The 16,860-nt window shown below is 73.2% G+C and carries 13 protein-coding genes; 11 read left to right on the forward strand and 2 right to left on the reverse strand.

Annotated features, from left to right (window positions below; genetic code table 11):
* Window positions 1–7: 7 nt before the first annotated feature.
* Both ACIO92_RS24420 and ACIO92_RS24425 read right to left on the reverse strand, forming a co-directional pair.
* Window positions 8–1,645 (reverse strand): penicillin-binding transpeptidase domain-containing protein, encoded by a 1,638-nt coding sequence (locus ACIO92_RS24420; RefSeq protein WP_366443252.1) that lies wholly within the window; start codon window positions 1,643–1,645, stop codon window positions 8–10.
* A gap of 147 nt (window positions 1,646–1,792) precedes the next feature.
* Window positions 1,793–3,535 (reverse strand): phospholipid carrier-dependent glycosyltransferase, encoded by a 1,743-nt coding sequence (locus ACIO92_RS24425; RefSeq protein ID WP_366443253.1) that lies wholly within the window; start codon window positions 3,533–3,535, stop codon window positions 1,793–1,795.
* Window positions 3,536–3,587: 52 nt separating this feature from the next.
* Between ACIO92_RS24425 and rsmI the strand changes: the two genes are divergently transcribed.
* The 11 genes from rsmI (at window position 3,588) to ACIO92_RS24480 (ending at window position 16,767) form a co-directional block, all read left to right on the forward strand.
* Window positions 3,588–4,475 carry a 16S rRNA (cytidine(1402)-2'-O)-methyltransferase gene (gene rsmI / locus ACIO92_RS24430; protein ID WP_366443254.1) on the forward strand — a complete coding sequence of 296 codons (888 nt, stop codon included), beginning with the start codon at window positions 3,588–3,590 and terminating at the stop codon, window positions 4,473–4,475.
* Between the two features lie 138 nt (window positions 4,476–4,613).
* The gene (locus tag ACIO92_RS24435; protein ID WP_351786767.1) at window positions 4,614–5,024 is read left to right on the forward strand and encodes a hypothetical protein; all 411 of its coding nucleotides are present in this window, start codon (window positions 4,614–4,616) and stop codon (window positions 5,022–5,024) included.
* A 41-nt stretch (window positions 5,025–5,065) separates the two neighbouring features.
* Window positions 5,066–5,935, forward strand: a complete 870-nt coding sequence (locus ACIO92_RS24440) for a TatD family hydrolase (protein ID WP_366443255.1) — start codon at window positions 5,066–5,068, stop codon at window positions 5,933–5,935.
* Window positions 5,936–6,065: 130 nt separating this feature from the next.
* Window positions 6,066–7,340 carry a ubiquitin-like domain-containing protein gene (locus ACIO92_RS24445; RefSeq protein WP_401238581.1) on the forward strand — a complete coding sequence of 425 codons (1,275 nt, stop codon included), beginning with the start codon at window positions 6,066–6,068 and terminating at the stop codon, window positions 7,338–7,340.
* Between the two features lie 16 nt (window positions 7,341–7,356).
* Window positions 7,357–8,229, forward strand: coding sequence for a 16S rRNA (adenine(1518)-N(6)/adenine(1519)-N(6))-dimethyltransferase RsmA (gene rsmA / locus ACIO92_RS24450; RefSeq protein WP_366443257.1), 873 nt, complete (start codon window positions 7,357–7,359; stop codon window positions 8,227–8,229).
* Entirely contained in the window at window positions 8,226–9,194 is a 969-nt protein-coding gene (locus ACIO92_RS24455) for a 4-(cytidine 5'-diphospho)-2-C-methyl-D-erythritol kinase (protein ID WP_366443258.1), read from the forward strand. Before rsmA ends, ACIO92_RS24455 begins: the two co-directional genes overlap by 4 nt.
* Window positions 9,195–9,358: 164 nt before the next feature.
* A complete protein-coding gene (locus ACIO92_RS24460) occupies window positions 9,359–9,589 on the forward strand; it encodes a hypothetical protein (RefSeq protein ID WP_402283160.1) in 231 nt (76 codons plus the stop codon).
* A 48-nt stretch (window positions 9,590–9,637) separates the two neighbouring features.
* Entirely contained in the window at window positions 9,638–10,981 is a 1,344-nt protein-coding gene (locus ACIO92_RS24465) for an acyltransferase (protein WP_402283158.1), read from the forward strand.
* A 74-nt stretch (window positions 10,982–11,055) separates the two neighbouring features.
* Window positions 11,056–12,861, forward strand: coding sequence for an ABC-F family ATP-binding cassette domain-containing protein (locus ACIO92_RS24470; protein ID WP_366443261.1), 1,806 nt, complete (start codon window positions 11,056–11,058; stop codon window positions 12,859–12,861).
* A gap of 113 nt (window positions 12,862–12,974) precedes the next feature.
* The gene (locus tag ACIO92_RS24475; protein ID WP_366443262.1) at window positions 12,975–14,861 is read left to right on the forward strand and encodes a PQQ-binding-like beta-propeller repeat protein; all 1,887 of its coding nucleotides are present in this window, start codon (window positions 12,975–12,977) and stop codon (window positions 14,859–14,861) included.
* A 13-nt stretch (window positions 14,862–14,874) separates the two neighbouring features.
* Complete coding sequence (locus ACIO92_RS24480) at window positions 14,875–16,767, forward strand: PQQ-binding-like beta-propeller repeat protein (RefSeq protein ID WP_402059124.1); 1,893 nt, start codon at window positions 14,875–14,877, stop codon at window positions 16,765–16,767.
* The last annotated feature ends 93 nt before the right edge of the window (window positions 16,768–16,860 follow it).

The raw sequence follows: 16,860 nt of genomic DNA on the forward strand, positions 1-16,860 counted from the left end.
CGCCCGCTCACCGCGCCTTCAGCACGCTCGCGACCACCTTGCCCGCCGAGTCGCCGCCGTGGCCGCCCGACTGGACGACCGCCGCCGCCGCGAGGTTCCCCGAGTAGCCGGTGAACCAGCTGTTCGAGGTGGCCTGGTCGCCGACCTCCGCCGAACCGGTCTTCGCGCCCTTGGGAGAGGAGACCCCGGCCATCGCCTCCGCCGCCGTGCCGTTCGTCGCCGCCGCGTTCATCATCCGGCGGAGCCCCGAGGCGACCTCGGGGGCGAGCCGGTCGGCGGTGGCGAACGGCCGGTCGTCGACCTCCCGCGCCACCAGGTACGGCTGGCGGAAGCCGCCGTCCTTCACGGTCGCGGAGAGCGAGGCCACGTTCAGGGCGCTCATCGTGATCTTGCCCTGGCCGATGTACGAGGCGGCCGTCTCGGTCGACTCCGACGCGGGGACGCTGCCGTCCGAAGCCCGCACACCGACCTGCCAGTCGAGCCCTATGCCGAAGGAGCGGCGGGCGGTGTCGCCGAGCGCGGTCCCCTCGACGCCCTTCTTGTTGAGGGGGACGATCGCCTTGATGAAGGTGGTGTTGCAGGAGCGGCGGAAGGCGTCGGTGAGGGTCCCGCCGTCGATCTCGAAGCGGTCGAGGTTCTGGAAGGTGTAGCCGTCCCACGTCACGGTCGCCGGACACTCCACCTCGCCGCCGGGCGTCGCCAGACCGTGCTGCAGCATCATCGCCGCCGTGACGATCTTCATCGTGGAGCCGGGGGCCTGCGCCCCCTCGAAGGCCGTGTTGAAGCCGCCGGCGGGGTTGTTGGCGACCGCCCGTATCGCGCCGGTCGACGGTTCGACCGCGGCCACCGCCGCCTGCGCGTACCCCTTGACCGCCTTCTCCGCCGCCGCCTGCGCGCCCGCGTCGATGGTGGTCCTCAGGACGCCCGGCTTCCCCTTCTTCAGGACGAGGAGGGTGGTGTCGGGGACGGTCCCGCTGCCCGAGTCGATCCAGGTCTCGATCCCCGTGGTGCCGTCCACCTTCGAGCCGTACCGCTGGCGCAGCGCGTCCAGGACGGGCCCCAGCGAGGGGTACTTCGCGGCGGTCAGCTCGACGCCCGCACGGTCGACGGCCTTCACGGAGGCGGTCTTCGCGGTGCCCGTGCGCAGACTGGCACCGGCGGTGAACCGGGGGTGGAGCACGGCCGGCGCCCACTTCACCAGCGGCCGTCCGGTGGTCTTCCCGCGCACCACGGTCAGCTCGGAGGCGTACGACAGGTCCTTGCTGACACCGTCGTACGTGACCGTGGCCCGTACGGTGAACGGCACCGTCGCCCCCGTCGGGCTCCCCGGGGTGATCACCGACCGGGCGACCTTGGCGCCCTCCTTGTACGAGAGGAGCGCGGGGCCCGCCGTGACCGGGTCGTCGGTCAGCTGCGAGGCGCGGTCGGACTCGCCCGCCGCCCACGCGGTCAGGAACTCCCGGGCGGTGGCGGTGGTCTCCTCGGTGGTGACGGGTCCGGTCCTCGGCGTGTCACCGGCCCGGACACCGGCCGTCCTGTCCCCGCCGGTGACCCCGTTCCAGAGGTTCCAGCCCCCGTATCCGACCCCGCCCGCGACGACGACGAAGACGCCCCCGACGACCGCCACCTTCACTCCGCTGCGCATGGCTGCGCCTCCCCTCCCCGTTCGGCCCATGAGTCAATCAGTCAAGGGGAGGAAAAGTCGAGCGGGAACGGGCGCCCTGCGTCATGTCCGCCGGGCTTTCGTCATGGCGTCCGGAACATCCCGCCCGGACCTCCGTCACACCGTCCGTCAGACCCAGGTGTCGAGCCACATCCGATGACGCCATTGGTCCAGCGGAATCGGGGTTCCGGTGTAGATCGGCCAGAAATAAATGAAATTCCAGACGATGAGGAGCACCAGACATCCCGCGGCCACCGCACCGAATGTGCGGCGTCTTTCCGATGAACCCGCAGGGCCGATGATCGCGCCCAGCATCATCGCCACCGCCAGACACAGGAAAGGAACGAACACCACCGCGTAGAAAAGGAAGATGGTGCGTTCCTGGTAGAGGAACCACGGGACCCAGCCCGCCGCGACACCGCAGGCGACGGCACCCGCGCGCCAGTCCCGGCGGAAGGCCCAGCGCCACAGCACGTACAGGATCGCGAAGCAGGCGGCCCACCACAGCAGCGGGGTGCCGAGGGCCAGCACCTCCTGCGCGCACTTCTCCCGGGCGTCGGCCGGGCAGCCGTTGGTGCCGGGCGCGGGGGACTCGTAGAAGTACGAGACGGGGCGGCCCAGGACGATCCAGGACCAGGGGTTCGACTGGTACGTGTGGGGCGAGGTGAGCCCCACGTGGAAGGTGTACACCTCGGACTCGTAGTGCCACAGGCTGCGCAGCCACTCCGGCAGCCAGCCCCAGGTGCCCCCGCCGTACAGCTTGTCCTGGTCGGCGGCCCAGTGCCGGAAGTAGCCCTTGTCGCTGACCAGCCAGCCGGTCCAGGTCACCAGATAGGTGGCGAGCGCCACCGGCACCACCGACACGAACGCCGGGACGACGTCCTTCCTGAGCACCGCGAGGTACGGGCGGACCGCCCCGGCCGTCCGGCGCCCGCCGACGTCCCACAGCACCGTCATCAGGCCGAAGGCCACCATGACGTACAGCCCGTTCCACTTGGTGGCGGCGGCCAGGCCCAGCATCACCCCGGCGGCGATCCGCCACGGGCGCCACCCCAGGCGCAGGGTCCCCGCGATCTCCGCGTCGGGCCGCAGCACCCCCTCCTCGTCCTCGGGCAGCGCGCCCGCCAGCCGTCGCCTGGCCCAGTCGCGGTCCAGGACCAGACAGCCGAAGGAGGCGAGCACGAAGAACATCAGCACCTGGTCGAGGAGCGCGGTGCGGCTCATCACGAAGTGCAGCCCGTCGACGGCGAGCAGTAGCCCCGCCAGACAGCCCAGGAACGTCGAGCGGAACATCCGGCGGCCGATCCGGCAGAGCAGCAGCACCGACAGGGTGCCGAGCAGCGCCACCATGAAGCGCCAGCCGAACGGTTCGAAGCCGAACATCTTCTCGCCGAGGCCGATCATCCACTTGCCCATCGGCGGGTGGACGACATAGCCCGGGTCGGTGGGGACCAGCACCGCGCCCGGATCACTGAGGATCGTCTTGTCGATGTCCTTCGGCCACGCCCCCTCGTACCCCTGGTTGATCAGGGCCCAGGAGTCCTTGGCGTAGTACGTCTCGTCGAATATCACCGCGTGCGGCTTGCCGAGGTTCCAGAACCTCAGCAGTCCGGCGACGGCCGTGACCAGGAGCGGACCGCCCCAGGCGGCCCACCGCCAGAGACGCTCGGCCCGCTCGGGGGAGAGCCCGAGCAGCGCCGTGAGGCCCGGGGAGGGGCGGGTGTACGGGGGCACGAGCCGCTCCCGCAGCCCGATGGGTGCGGCGCGTCCGGCGGGCGGCTCGTAGCCGAAACGCCGCAGCCGCCGCTGCCATGAAGAGGGCTCTGCCACGGAGTGCCGGCCTTCCAGGGCCTCGGGTGCGGTACTGGTCACCGCGCCATCGTAGGGAACGCGCCTGTGCGCGTCGCCCGTCCGGGCTGGGAGGATGGTCCGTGTGACAGGAACGCTGGTACTCGCAGGGACCCCCATCGGCGACATCGCGGACGCTCCGCCCCGACTCGCCACCGAACTGGAGAACGCGGACATCGTGGCCGCCGAGGACACCCGGAGGCTGCGCGGACTGACGCGCGCCCTGGGCATCCACACCTCGGGCCGGGTCGTCTCCTACTTCGAGGGGAACGAGTCCGCCCGGACGCCGGAGCTGGTCGAAGCGCTGGTCGGCGGCGCCCGGGTGCTGCTGGTGACCGACGCGGGGATGCCGTCCGTGTCCGACCCCGGCTACCGCCTGGTGGCCGCCGCCGTCGAGCAGGACATCAAGGTCACGGCCGTCCCCGGGCCGTCCGCGGTGCTCACCGCGCTGGCCCTCTCCGGCCTGCCCGTGGACCGCTTCTGCTTCGAGGGCTTCCTGCCGAGGAAGGCGGGCGAGCGGCTCGGACGGCTGCGGGAGGTCGCGGACGAGCGGCGGACCCTCGTCTACTTCGAGGCCCCGCACCGGCTCGACGACACGCTCGCCGCGATGGCCGAGGTCTTCGGCGCCGACCGGCGGGCCGCCGTCTGCCGTGAGCTGACCAAGACCTACGAGGAGGTCAGGCGGGGCCCGCTGGCCGAGCTCGCCGCCTGGGCCGCGGAAGGCGTACGGGGGGAGATCACGGTCGTCGTGGAGGGCGCCCCGGAGACCGGCCCCGCGGAGCTCGACGCGGAGGAACTGGTGCGCAGGGTCCAGGTGCGCGAGGACGCGGGCGAGCGCCGCAAGGAGGCCATCGCGGCCGTCGCGGCCGAGGCGGGGCTGCCCAAGCGGGAGGTCTTCGATGCCGTGGTGGCGGCAAAGAACGCGGCTGCTCCGGCCCCCGGAAAAGGTAAAGGACTAATCTGAAAAGCAAAGGGGAAAGCCGCACCGGCTCACTCCGCGGGGCACTTGGCAAGGGAAGGGCCAAAAGCCTTCCATGGTTCGCCTCACCCTGATGCGCTCCGGCCGGAAAAGGCGTCCACTGATCAGTGGAGAGGAGCTGGCATGAGTGAGGTCACCGGTACCGGCATATCCGTCGCTCACGAGGCGTACGCCTTCGCCTGCATGAGGTGCGGGTACGGCTGGGAGCAGGCGTACGACATAGAGCACCACGTGGACGCGTCCGGCCACGCGTTCGTCGTCTACAAGGCAGAGGGGGAGCGGGTCCCGTCCCCGCTGTCCAGTCCCACCTGCATGAACTGCGGGGGCCACGTCGTCCGCATCATGCGCGCGGGGCAGGTGTCGTCCGTGCTCGACCTGATCGCCGCGACGGAGAAGCACCGGCGGGGGTCCAAGGAGACCCGGCCGGTCGGTCCCGCCGGGCCCATCGGACAGGAACTGACCGAGGGCGACCCCCCGGTGCCGCACCACTGGCACCTCTCGGACCTCCTGCACCCGTTCCGGCGCCACCAGTAACCCCGCGCGGGGCCGCGCCCGAGCCTCGTACGATCGGGGGCATGAGTGCCAAGGACGCCCCGCCGCCGCTTCCCGAACCCCTCCTGGTGGAGGTCGCGGACTCGCACACCCATCTGGACCTGCAGTCCGGCACCGTCGAGGAGGCCCTCGTCAAGGCCGCCGCCGTCGGCGTGACCACGGTGGTGCAGGTGGGGTGTGACGTGAAGGGCTCCCGGTGGGCGGCGGAGACCGCCGCCGCCCACGAGCGGGTGCATGCGGCGGTCGCCCTGCACCCGAACGAGGCGCCGAGGATCGTCTTGGGGGACCCCGAGGGCCTGTCGAGGCAGGGCGTCAGGGAGGGCGGCGGCGAAGCGGCCCTCGACGACGCGCTCAGCGAGATCGACCGGCTCGCCGCCCTCCCGTACGTACGGGGGGTCGGCGAGACCGGCCTCGACTTCTTCCGTACGGGTCCCGAAGGCGTCGCCGCGCAGGAGCGTTCCTTCCGGGCCCACATCGAGATCGCCAAGCGGCACGGGAAGGCGCTCGTCATCCACGACCGGGACGCCCACGCCGATGTGCTGCGGGTCCTGGACGAGGAGGGCGCGCCCGAGCGGACCGTCTTCCACTGCTACTCCGGTGACGCTGCCATGGCCGGGATCTGCGCCGCCAAGGGCTACTACATGTCCTTCGCGGGGAACGTCACCTTCAAGAACGCCCAGTACCTGCGGGACGCGCTCGCGGTGGCCCCGCTGGAACTCGTCCTCGTCGAGACCGACGCCCCCTTCCTCACCCCGGCGCCCTACCGGGGTCGCCCGAACGCCCCGTACCTGATCCCCGTGACGCTCCGGGCGATGGCGCGGGTGCGGGGGATCGGCGAGGAGGAGATGGCCGGGGCCGTCGCCGCGAACACGGCCCGCGCCTTCGACTACTGACCGCCACCGGTCCACGGCCGCCGACCGCCACCGGTCCACGGTCGTGGATCACTACCGATCCATAACGATTACGGGAAGTGGCCGCGCCGTGACGGAAGGTGTCGCTCCGGGGGCCTAGGGTCCCGGCCTCGTGAGCACATCCCAGGGCAGTCACCGCGCCGGACGGCGGGGTGCCGCGTCCCCGCCGGTCCAGGAACAGCCGAGCCCTACGGCACCGTCCGCCGTCCCCGGCCCCCGCTCCGGCGACCGGCGGGCCGCCCGCCGCCGGAAGGCCACCGGGTCCACCGGGTCCACCGGGTCCACCGGGTCCGGCAGGGGCAGCCTGCGCAGACTCGTCCCGCAGGCCCTCGTCGTCGTCTTCCTCGCCGGGGGCACCAGCGCCTTCGTCGCCGACGACAAGCCCGTCCTGCTCTCCGTGGACGGCGTCCCGCGCGCCTTCCACACCTTCGCCGACGACGTCGGGGAACTCCTCGCCGAGGAGGGCCTCGCCGTCGGCGACCACGACATCGTCGCGCCCGCCCCCGGCCAGACCCTGGAGGGCGGCGACGAGATCGTCGTCCGCTACGGCAGACCGGTCTCCCTCACCCTCGACGGACAGCGCCGCCAGATGTGGACCACCGCCCGCACCGTCGAGGGCGCGCTGCGCCAGCTCGGGGTCCGCGCGGAGGGCGCCCACCTCTCGGTCTCCCGGGGCGCCGCGATCTCCCGGCGGGGCCTCGCGCTCGACGTGCGGACCGAGCGGAGCGTCACCTTCCTCGCCGACGGACGGGAGCGGACCGTCCGGACGAACGCCGCCACCGTCGCCGAGGCGCTCGCCGAGGCGGGGATCACCCTCTCCGGGCAGGACGTCACCTCCGTCGCCCCCGGCTCCTTCCCGCGCGACGGCCAGACCGTGAACGTGCTGCGGATCACCGGCTCCCAGCAGGTCCGCGAGGAGACCGTGCCGTTCGCCGTCGAGCGGACCCGCGACCCGGAGCTGTTCGCCGGGACCGAGGTCGTCGAACGGCAGGGCGTCACCGGGGTCCGCCGGGTCACGTACAGCCTGCGGACCGTCGACGGCGTCCGGCAGAAGCCCCGCAGGACCGGCGAGGAGATCGTCCGCGAACCGGTCGGCAGCCTGGTCCGGGTCGGCACCCGGCCGCTGCCCACCTCCGTCGCGGGCGCCGACGGACTCGACTGGGCAGCCCTCGCCGCCTGCGAGTCCGGCGGCCGTCCGGACGCGGTCGACCCCTCGGGGACCTACGGCGGGCTCTACCAGTTCGATCCCGGCACCTGGCGCTCGCTCGGCGGCACCGGCACCGCGCAGGACGCGCCCGCCGCCGAGCAGACGTACCGGGCGAAGAAGCTGTACGTGCGGCGCGGGGCGGGTCCCTGGCCCCATTGCGGCCGGAGGCTGTACCGGTGAGCCGTAGGCTGTACCGGTGAGCACCACCACCGGCCCCGAAAGCCCCGACGCCCTCCTCGGCCCCGCCGACATCCGTGAGCTGGCCGCCGTCCTCGGCGTGCGCCCCACGAAGCAGAAGGGCCAGAACTTCGTCATCGACGCCAACACCGTCCGGCGGATCGTCCGCACGGCCGGGGTACGGCCCGACGACGTGGTCGTGGAGGTGGGGCCGGGCCTCGGCTCCCTCACCCTGGCCCTGCTGGAGGCCGCGGACCGGGTGACGGCCGTCGAGATCGACGACGTCCTCGCCGCCGCGCTGCCCGCCACGATCGCCGCCCGGATGCCCGCGCGCGCCGACCGCTTCGCGCTGGTCCACTCCGACGCGATGCAGGTCCAGGAGCTGCCGGGCCCCGCGCCCACCGCGCTCGTCGCGAACCTCCCGTACAACGTGGCCGTGCCGGTCCTGCTGCACATGCTGGAGCGGTTCCCGACCATCGAGCGGACCCTCGTCATGGTGCAGGCGGAGGTCGCCGACCGGCTCGCCGCGGGCCCCGGCAACAAGGTGTACGGCGTGCCCTCGGTCAAGGCCAACTGGTACGCGCGGGTCAAGCGCGCCGGTTCCATCGGCCGCAACGTCTTCTGGCCCGCGCCGAACGTCGACTCCGGCCTGGTCTCCCTGGTCCGCCGCACCGAGCCGGTGGCCACCACCGCCACCCGGCAGGAGGTCTTCGCGGTCGTCGACGCGGCCTTCGCCCAGCGCCGCAAGACCCTCCGCGCCGCCCTCTCCGGCTGGGCGGGCTCGCCCGCCGCCGCCGAGGACGCCCTGGTGAAGGCCGGCATCTCGCCGCAGGCCCGTGGTGAGGCGCTCACCGTGGAGGAGTTCGCCCGGATCGCGGAGGCCAAGGCATGAGCGGTGGTACGGAGCCGGGGACGGCCCGGGGCGGCGGGCGGGCGACCGGCCCGGACGGCCCCCCGGCGGGCGTCACCGTCCGCGTCCCCGCCAAGGTCAACGTGCGGCTCGCGGTCGGCGCGGCCCGCCCCGACGGCTTCCACGACCTGGCCAACGTCTTCCTCGCGGTCTCCCTCCACGACGAGGTCACCGCCACCCCCGCCGCGGAACTCACGGTCACCTGCTCGGGCCCGGACGCCGCCGAGGTGCCGCTGGACCGCAGCAACCTCGCCGCCCGCGCCGCCGAACTCCTCGCGGCCCGGCACGGCATCTCCCCCGACGTGCACCTGCACATCGCCAAGGACATCCCGGTCGCGGGCGGCATGGCGGGCGGCAGCGCGGACGGCGCGGGCGCCCTCCTCGCCTGTGACGCGCTGTGGGGCCTGGACACCCCGCGCGAGACGCTCCTGGAGATCTGCGCCGAACTCGGCAGCGACGTCCCCTTCAGCCTGGTCGGCGGGGCGGCGCTCGGCACCGGTCGCGGCGAGCGGCTGGGGGAGCTGCCGGTCGGCGGCACCTTCCACTGGGTGTTCGCCCTCGCCGACGGCGGTCTGTCGACCCCGGCGGTGTACGGCGAGTTCGACCGGCTCACCGAGGGCGTCGAGGTGCCCGTCCCGGCCGCCCCCGCGGTGCTCCTGGACGCCCTGTCCGCCGGTGACACCACGGCCCTCGCGGAGCACCTCGCCAACGACCTCCAGGCGGCGGCGCTCTCGCTGCGGCCCTCCCTCGCGGACACCCTGGCGGCGGGCACGGCGGCGGGCGCCCTCGCGGCCCTGGTCTCCGGCTCGGGCCCGACGACGGCGTTCCTGGTGAAGGACGCGGAGGCCGCCGCCGCGGTCGCCGCCGCCCTGATCGCCTCGGGCACCTGCCGCACCGCCCGGACGGCGACGTCCCCGGCACCGGGCGCGACGGTCCTCACGGACTGACCCCCTCGGGAGGACCGGCCTTCGGGGGCCCGCCCCCTGGGCCCTGGGCCGTCCTCCCGGGACTCCCCCGGGGACCCGCCTTCCCGGACCCGCCCCCGGACCGTGCTCCGTGACCCCGTGCCACCATGGGCCTTTCGAACGGACGGGCCCACGGGGGGACACGTATGAGCGGGAAGATCCATCCGCTGCTGAAGGTCGGCGCCGAGGCGGTGATGGGGCTCACCTCCCTGGCTCTCGTCGTCCTCTTCGCCCGCGAGCCCGTCTTCGACGGCGCCTGGCACGGGGTGTCCCTCGCCGTCCTCCTCCTCGGGGCCGGCGGCTGCGCCGCGAACGCCCGCCGCGCCTGGCGCGCCTGGCGCGGGACACCCGGCCCCCGGTACTCAGCGACCGGCTGAGTATCCGCGCCCTGTCGGCCCGCCGGGCGCGCGCGGGACCGTACCGGCATGGGAAACAGCCGACTCCGCGCGCGTGACCTCGCCGCCGCCACCCCCGCGAGCCGGGACCGGTACGTCGACCTGCTCCGGGTCGCCTCGCTCGGCGTCGTCGTCCTCGGGCACTGGCTGATGGCGGCGGTCACCGCCGAAGGACAGGTCGGGAACCTGCTCGCCGTCGTGCCCGAGCTCCAGGCGGTGACCTGGGTGTTCCAGGTGATGCCGGTGTTCTTCTTCGTCGGCGGCTTCTCGCACGCCCTCGCCCACCGCTCGCGGCCCGGGTACGCGGACTTCCTGCGGGCCAGGCTCCAGCGGCTGCTGCGGCCCACGACGGTCTTCGCCGGGGTGTGGGGCGCCGCCGCACTGCTGCTCCAGCTGACCGGCGCGGACGGCGGGCTCACCGGGGTCGCGCTGCGCCTGGTCACCCAGCCCCTGTGGTTCATCGGCGTCTACCTGGCGATGGTCGCCCTCACCCCGCCGCTGCTGCGGCTGCACGAGCGCCGGGGCTGGGGCGCGTTCGCGGCGCTCGCGGGCGGCGCGCTCGCCGTCGACGTCCTGCGGTTCGCCGCGCACGTGCCGTACGTCGAGTTCCTGAACTTCGCCCTCGTGTGGCTGGCGGTCCACCAGCTCGGCTTCCTGCGCGCCGACGGCATGATCCGCCGCCCCGCCGTGCTCGCCGCCGCCGGTCTTGCCGGTGCCGCCGGTCTGGTCGCCCTCGGCCCGTACCCGCTGTCCATGGTGGGGATGCCCGGCGAGGAGGTCTCCAACATGGCGCCGCCGACCCTCGCCCTGCTCTGCCACGGCCTGTGGCTGGTCGGCGCGGTCGAACTGCTCAAGGGCCCCGGCACCCGGCTGGTGGCCCGCGCCGGGGTGTGGCGCGCGGTGGTCGCCGCCAACGGGGTCGCGATGACCGCGTTCCTCTGGCACCTGACGGCGATGCTCGGTGTGTACGCGGCGCTGCTCGGGTCCGGCCGGGCGCTGCCCGCACCCGCCACCGGCGCCTGGTGGGCGCAGGTGCCGCTCCGGTTCGCGGCGGCGGGCCTGCTGACCGCCGGGCTCGTGGCCGTCTTCCGCCGCTTCGAGGCCCCGGCGGCGCCCGGCCCGGTTGCCATCGGGGGCGGACCGGTCACCGGGGGCGGACCGGCCGCCGCCCTCGGGACCACCCTGGCCCTGCTGGGCGTCCTGGGGCTCTCCCTCACCGGCTTCGGGGGTCTCCTGGACGGCCACACGGCCACCCTCATCGCGGTGCCGGTGACCGCCCCGGCGGCCCTCGCACTGGTGCTGGTCGGCCGGCTGCTGGTGGAGCGGGCGGGCCGGGGCACCCGCTCCCGGCGGGCCCGGGGCCCGGGGGCCTGACGGCGGGCGCCCGGCGGGTGCCGCGCGGGGACGTACCCTGGGACGTCGATCGATCATCCCGTACAGGAGTCAACGTGGCCGTCAACCTGGTCAATGTCGAGGCCGTCAGCAAGGTCTACGGCACCCGTGCCCTCCTCGACGGGGTCTCGCTCGGCGTCTCCGAAGGGGAACGGATCGGGGTCGTCGGCCGCAACGGCGACGGCAAGACCACCCTCATCCGGATGCTCGCCAAGCTGGAGGACGCCGACACCGGCCGGGTCACCCACAGCGGCGGGCTGCGCCTGGGAGTCCTCACCCAGCACGACTCGCTCGACCCCGAGGCCACCATCCGGCACGAGGTCATCGGGGTCATGGCCGACCACGAGTGGGCGGGCAGCGCCAAGATCCGCGACGTGCTCACCGGTCTGTTCGGCGGGCTCGGCCTGCCCGGCTTCGAGAACGGCCTGGACACCGTCATCGGCCCGCTGTCCGGCGGTGAGCGCCGCCGCATCGCCCTCGCCAAGCTCCTCATCGACGACCAGGACCTCCTCGTCCTGGACGAGCCCACCAACCACCTCGACGTCGAGGGCATCGCCTGGCTCGCCAAGCACCTCCAGGAGCGCCGGTCCGCGCTCGTCTGCGTCACCCACGACCGCTGGTTCCTCGACCAGGTCTGCACCCGTATGTGGGACGTGCAGCGCGGCGCGGTGCACGAGTACGAGGGCGGCTACAGCGACTACGTCTTCGCGCGGGCCGAGCGGGAGCGGATCGCCGCCACGGAGGAGTCCAAGCGGCAGAACCTGATGCGCAAGGAGCTGGCCTGGCTGCGGCGCGGCGCCCCCGCCCGCACCTCCAAGCCGCGCTACCGCATCGAGGCGGCCAACGAGCTGATCGCCGACGTGCCGCCGCCGCGCGACACCTCCGAGCTGATGAAGTTCGCCAACGCCCGGCTCGGCAAGACCGTCTTCGACCTGGAGGACGTGACCGTCACCGCCGGTCCCAAGACCCTCCTCCAGCACCTCACCTGGCAGCTCGGCCCCGGCGACCGCATCGGGCTCGTCGGCGTCAACGGCGCGGGCAAGACCTCCCTCCTGCGGGTGCTCACCGACGCCGCCGTCAGCCAGGGCGAGATCCAGCCCCCGGCGGGCTCCGTCACGGTCGGCAAGACCGTCCGGCTCGCGTACCTCTCCCAGGACGTCACCGAACTCCCCGGCAGCCTGCGGGTCCTGGAGGCCGTCCAGCAGATCCGCGACCGCGTCGACCTCGGCAAGGGCCGTGAGATGACGGCCGGGCAGCTGTGCGAGCAGTTCGGCTTCGGCAAGGAGAAGCAGTGGACGCCGGTCGGCGACCTGTCCGGCGGTGAGCGCCGCCGCCTCCAGCTCCTCCGGCTCCTCATGGACGAGCCGAACGTCCTCTTCCTCGACGAGCCCACCAACGACCTCGACATCGAGACCCTGACCCAGCTGGAGGACCTCCTCGACGGCTGGCCGGGCTCCATGGTCGTCATCTCCCACGACCGGTTCTTCCTGGAGCGCACCACCGACCGGACGTTCGCGCTGCTCGGCGACCGGGCCCTGCGGATGCTGCCGCGCGGCATCGACGAGTACCTGGAGCGGCGCCGGACGATGACGGAGAACGCCGTCCCGGCGTCCGCCGCCGCGCCCTCGCAGCCGAAGCCGGGGATCTCCGCCGCCGACGCCCGCGCCGCGAAGAAGGAGCTGCAGAAGGTCGAGCGGCAGCTCGGCAAGGTCTCCGACAAGGAGAAGAAGCTGCACGCCAGGATCGCGGAGAACGCCACCGACTTCGAGCTGGTGGCGAAGCTCGACGCGGAACTCCGCGAGCTCGTGAACGAGCGCGACGAGCTGGAGATGCGCTGGCTCGAACTGGCCGAGGACGCATAACGAGGGCATCACAGGCCGGTCCTCCCTTGGGTACAAGGGGCGGACCGGTCGCTTTTGCGCCATCGCGTGAGTGGTAGAAAGACACGTCGCTCACGTCCTAGGGGGAACCTCAGATGACCCAGCCGCCCAGCAATCAGCCGCCGGGCTTCGGAGCCCCCCGGGACCCGGACCAGGGTCAGGGACAGGGACAGGCTCCGGGGTACGGGCAGACCCCGGGCTACGGGCAGGCCCCGCAGCCGGGTGTGCCTCCCGTCCCGCCGCGGGCGCCGGGCACCCCGCCGCCCGCCGGTCCGCCCGGGACGCCGCCGCCCGCCGCGCCCGGCCCCTACGGGCAGCAGCCGGGGTACGGCCCTCCGCAGCAGGGCCAGCCGGGTCCCTACGGCCAGCAGCCCCCGTACGGCTACCCGCAGCAGGGCCAGCCCGGCCCGTACGGGCAGCAGCCGGGCCCCTACGGGCAGCCCCAGAACCCCTACGGGCAGCAGAACCCCTACGGGGGGCAGCCCACCCAGCCGATGTACCCGGGCGCCCCGACCCCGCCGCCGCCCACCGGTGGCGGCGGGCCCCTGAAGGGCCGGACCGGTGTCGTCGCCGCCGTGGCCGCCGGGGCCGTCCTGGTGGCCGCCGTCGCCACCTGGGCCGTCGTCGGCGGCGGTGACGAGAAGGAACCGGTCGCCGCACCGCCCGCCTCCGCCTCGTCCTCCGCCGCGCCGAAGCCGTCGGAGTCCGTGGACAAGGGCGACGGTTCGGGCGACGGGTCCAACGGCGAGGAGGACCTCAACGCGGGCCGCAAGGACGGCGAGGCCAAGGTCGCCTGGCTGCTCAAGAACGATGTGGACCTGCCCCGCAACGGCTCCGACGTGTTCGGCCCGTGGATCGTCGGCGACACCGTCGTCAAGGCCATGTACAAGGGCGTCGACGGCTACAGCCTGGCCGACGGCTCCGTGAAGTGGCACGTCGACCTGCCGTTCAAGCTGTGCGCCGCCCCCTCGAAGCCCTCGGCCGACGGACTGATGGTCTTCGCCCACGCGGAGAGCGCCAAGGACGGCGCCAAGTGCACCGCCCTCCAGCAGATCGACCTGAAGACCGGCAGGGCGGGCTGGAAGAAGGACGTGCCGAAGCCCAAGGGCCTCTTCGCGTTCTCCGACAACACCCTGGCCATCAGCGGCGGCACGCTGACCGTCGCGGGCACCAGCAGCGCCTACGGCTTCTCGCTCGCCGACGGACGGCAGCTGTTCACCGCCCCCACGACCGGCTGCAAGCCCTTCGCCTACGCGGGCGGCAGCAAGCTCGTCTCGGCCATGGACTGCTCCTCCGGCAGCGGCGGCAAGAAGATCCAGGCGGTCGGCCCGGTCGACCCGGCCACCGGCAAGCCGAAGTTCACCTTCAGGCTCCAGCCCGACTGGGAGGTCGACAAGATCTACTCGGTCGACCCGCTGGTGGTCTCCGCCACCCAGCGCGAGCAGAAGAAGTGGACGGTCTTCGCGCTCGCCCCCAACGGCTCGCTGCGCTCGCAGATCCAGGGCGGCAAGGACAAGTTCGCCCCCTCGTGCGGCGGCGGCTTCGTCATCTTCGGCCGCAACCTGGACGGCTGCACCGGAGTCGCGGCCGACGCGAACACCTTCTACATGGCCACCGAGAGCGGCTACCGCACCGGGAACGAGGTCGTCGCCTTCGACCTGAACACCGGCAAGCCCAAGTGGCGCGCCAAGTCCCCCAGCGAGCAGGCCGTCATCCCGCTGGGCATGGAGGGCTCCGAGGTCCTGCTGTACGTGAAGGCCGGGTTCCAGAGGGGCGGCGGGGTCGCCACCCTCGCCCCGACCGGCGGCGCGCCGAAGATGCTGCTCAAGCACCCGGAGTCGGCCTCCGAGATCGAGACCACCTTCTACAGTCCGGGCTACGCCTACGGCGACGGCACCTTCGTCGTGGCCAGCGGACGGGTCTCCGCCTCGAACGACACGGAAGAGAAGCTGGTCAAGACGATGATGGCGTTCAGCAAGTGAGGTACGAGGACCGATGACGCAGCCACCCCCGCCGCCGAACCAGCCCCCGGACCCGCAAGGCGGTTTCGGCGCCCCGACGCCCCCGCCGCAGGAGCCCGGCTACGGCTATCCGCAGCACGCGCCGGGCCCGGACCAGCCGTACGGCTACCCGCCCCAGCAGCCCCCGCGGCCCGACCCCGGCTACGGATACCCGCGACAGCCGGACACCGGTCACGGCTACCCGACGCAGCCGCAGCAGGGCCAGGGCCAGGCCCCGTACGGCCAAGCCCCTTATGGCCAGCCCCCGTACGGGCAGCCGCCCCAGGCTCCGTACGGTCAGCAGCCGCCCCCGTACGGGCAGCCGCCCCAGCCGCAGCCCCCGTACGGCTATCCGACGCAGCCGCAGCAGGCGTACGGCCAGCCCCCGGCCCCGGCCCCGGCGCCGGGCGGCGGTCGGCGGAAGCTCTCGGCGCAGCTCCAGATCGTCATCGCGGCGGCCGTCGCCGTCGTCCTCATCGTCGGCGGGGGCATCTGGTACGCCAACTCCGACGGTGGCGGCGGCAAGGGCGAGCAGGCCAAGGACCCGGCCGGCACCTCGCAGGGCACCGACGGCGGGAAGGGCGGCGGCGACGGTCCCGGCAGCGCCGGCAAGGAGAAGCCGCCCGCGGACACCCGCTCGAAGCTGGCCTTCTCGGTCGAGGTCCCCGAGGTCCCGGACGTCACCGACATGTCCGGTTCCTGGCTCACCGACAAGACGTACGTGAAGACCGGGCTCAACTCGCTCGTCGGCTACGACCCGGCCAAGGGCTCGGTCCGGTGGACGCTCCCGCTGACCGGTCATGTCTGCGGCGCGTCCCGGCACCAGACCGCGCGGAACACGACGGCGATCCTCTTCGAGGCGAAGAAGCGGACCGCGCCGCGCTACTACGAGCCCTGCACCGAGGTCGGCGTGGTCGACCTGGACACCGGCAGGCTGCTCTGGTCGACCTCGGTCACCGGCGGCACCGCCGGGGACGCGAAGCTCCGCTTCGGCGAGGTCACGCTCAGCGGGCGGACGGTCGCGGCCGGAGGCATCGACGGCGGAGCCGCCTTCGACATCGCCAACGGCAACCCGCGCTGGAAGCCGCAGCCCAACAACGACAACTGCAGCGACCTGGGGTACGGCGGCGGCGAGGGCCTGGTCGCGGTCCGCCGGTGCGGCGCGTACGACAGCCAGTACGTGACGATCCAGAACCTCGACCCGATGACGGGCGCCCCCCTCTCCCAGTACAAGATGCCGACCGGTGTGAAGTACTCCTCGGTGGTCTCCACCAAGCCGCTGGTGGTCGCGGCGGACGTCGGCGACACCGCCGGTGACGGCAGCGGCATCTCGGACTTCTTCTCGATCGACGAGAAGACCGGCAAGCTGCGGACGAAGATCACCGCCCCGGCCGACCAGTACGCGGGCCGCTGCCGTTCGACCAAGGTCGAGTCCTGCCAGCGCATCCTGGTGGGCGGCGGGCGGCTGTACGTGCCGACCGAGGAGCACGAGGGCTCCAGCGGCGAGTACGGCGACGAGACCAACGAGATCATCGCCTTCGACCTGGCCACCGGCAGGACCCTGCCGGAGAAGGCGGACGCGGGCGACAAGTACACGTACGTCCCGCTGCGCATGGACGGCGGCGCCCTCATCGCGTACAAGGAACCGCCCTACGACAAGGGCGGCCGGATCGTGTCGATCGACGCGGGCACGATGAAGGAGACCCTGCTCCTGGAGAACCCGGGCGAGCGGCCGGTCCGTGAGATGGAGAACAGCGTCAGCCTCAGCGGCTCGGAGATGCTGTACGCGAACGGGCGCCTGTTCCTCGCGGACGACCTGGTGAGCAAGCCCAGGGAGGGCGCCACCGACAAGAAGTACCTGGTGGTCTCCTTCGCCGTCACGCCCTGACGCCGAGAACCGCCGCGCACGGGCCCCTCCGGACCACCGGAGGGGCCCGTGCGCGTCCCCGGGGCGCCCGGTCCGTCACCGGGACGGGGGGAA

This window comes from Streptomyces sp. NPDC087215 (assembly GCF_044744885.1).
Classification (GTDB): domain Bacteria; phylum Actinomycetota; class Actinomycetes; order Streptomycetales; family Streptomycetaceae; genus Streptomyces.